The sequence below is a fragment of the Poseidonibacter sp. genome, from assembly GCF_041821165.1.
Classification (GTDB): Bacteria; Campylobacterota; Campylobacteria; order Campylobacterales; family Arcobacteraceae; genus Poseidonibacter.
This window is the reverse complement of the sequence record NZ_JBGUES010000261.1, coordinates 1-2,178: the sequence shown is the minus strand read 5'-3', so window position 1 is coordinate 2,178 and position 2,178 is coordinate 1. Positions and strand designations below refer to the sequence as shown.

The window sequence follows — 2,178 nt, the reverse complement described above, 5'->3', positions numbered from 1 at the left end:
ATAATAGCTCTTTGTGGAGCTGTAATTTCTTTTATAGCAATATCAATAAACTCTTCAGTTTCTTTATAATACTCATTAAATTGATTTATATCTTTTTCAGACATAGTCTTTAGGTAATCTTTTACGTTCATTCGTACCATTAACATATGAGCCTGAACTCTTCCTGCTAATACACTACCTTTAGCCATTTGCCTATAATCTGTAAATCCATGACCTATTTTTGTCATACCATAATTACTATAACCTGCAAGTAACATAACGAGTATTACAATAATACTAAACGAAGCAATTAGCTTCATTTTTATTGATATATTTTTCATTCTTAAATCCTTATTTCTGGATTATAGTATTTTGTGTATTTTATGTTAATTAAACTTTTGATAAAGCAGTAAATAATTTTTTAATTCTATCAATATCTTTGATTACAGCAAACTCTTTTTCATCTTCAATTTTAGAAATATACTCTTCATTTAAACTTATTGCTTTTTCAAGGTCAATAATTGCATTCTCTTCATATCCTAAAACAGCAGATGCTTTAGCTCTTTGATAATATGCATTTGCATACTCTTTATCTATTAGTAAAGCTTGATTTGTTAAATTCAATGACCAGTTTGCTTCTCCTAAATCAAGAACAGCATCAGCTTTATAAACTAGGGCTTCAACTTCATCCGGTCTTAGTTCAAGGATTTCATCATAAGCTTCAATTTTTCCAGTTGGAGTTGAATCTTGTGATGCTCTAAGCCATAGTGAGTGAATAGTATTCATTTTTTCTATTTCTTGTTCATTTTGTTTTACTTGATTAGCTCTTTTTTGTAAATCTTTTTCAAAAATAGACATTCTATCTTCATACTTTTGTATTGTCTTAGAAGTTTTTTCATCAACTACTGTTCTAATCTTTTCATTAATATCTTTAATAGATGACCAACCAATAATTACAAGAATAGAACTCGCTGCTGCAATAATATAAAACATATTATTTATTGTAGATGTTGCATAGTTGATTACATTTGTAGATATATCAATCTCTTTTTTTGCAATTGTTTTATGTAATTCAACTTTTAAATCTCTATTTTCTTCTCTTAATTGCTTAATCTCATGTAAGATATAGTTTTCAACAAAAGGTGTAAATAACGGTTTTTTTAAATTATTTACACTTTTTTGTATTTTAGCTTCATTAGCAAATAAACTTATAGTTATGATAAAAAACATAAGTATATATTTTTTCATTATTATCCTTGGGGCTTTTTTGTTTTAAATTTTTAAAAGATTTTTATAAAGTGTTTCTAGTGCAATATCACTTACATTTTGTGATACCCCAATATGAAAAGATATCTTAGATGGACTCATATCAAACATATCAAAAGATATATTATTCTCTTTTAACGCAGAAATAGCATCAACTATAGTAAAGGTATTTTGTCTTAATCCAATACCCACTAGAGTTATTATAGAGAGATTGTAACTAACATATATGTTATTTGTACTTAATCTTCTTTCTATATCTCTTCTTAAATTATTTATATTTCCTTTTAAGTCTTCTTGATCTACTAATATAGAAATATCATCTTTATCTGTTGGATAATGATAAGTATTAACATTATATTCACCAAATATTTTTAAAAGCTCTGCTGTAAAACCTATTTCATCACCTAACATATCTTTTTGAATATGAATAGCTGCCATATTATCAAGTTTAGCAATTCCTACTAAATCTTCCATAGGAACTCTTTCATTTAAAATCAATGTCCCTTTATGCTCAGGATTATTTGTATTTCTAATATTAATAGGAATTTTTCCTTTTTTACAATTTAACATTGCATTAAAATGAAATACGTTAAAACCTTTTGAACTTAGAAGTCTTAATTCTTTAAAAGTAAGCCTTGGTATAACATTTGCACCTTTTATTACTCTTGGGTCAACTTCATAAACTCCATCTGTATCAGTCCAATTTTCATAAATATCAGCATCAAGTGCATAAGCTAATTCTCCACCAGTTAAATCAGAACCACCTCTACTCATAACTGAAATATCATTATCTTTTGTGATACCATAAAAACCTGGAACTAAATAGATTTCATCTTTTTGAAAAAGGAATTTATTTTTAATATTTTGGTGACTAATTGTTTGAATTTTTCCATTACAATAATTATCATCAAGGATAAATCCAAAATCCTCTGG

2 protein-coding genes and 1 pseudogene are annotated in these 2,178 nt (G+C 26.5%); all 3 read right to left on the bottom strand.

From position 1 onward, the window contains the following. Positions 1-320: pseudogene (locus ACERKK_RS12960) on the bottom strand (methyl-accepting chemotaxis protein); the annotation flags it as partial. A 49-nt stretch (positions 321-369) separates the two neighbouring features. Further along, entirely contained in the window at positions 370-1,227 is an 858-nt protein-coding gene (locus ACERKK_RS12955) for a tetratricopeptide repeat protein (RefSeq protein ID WP_373773493.1), read from the bottom strand. A 24-nt stretch (positions 1,228-1,251) separates the two neighbouring features. Beyond that, the coding region (locus ACERKK_RS12950; RefSeq protein ID WP_373773492.1) for an aspartate kinase at positions 1,252-2,178 on the bottom strand (927 nt) is incomplete at its 5' end.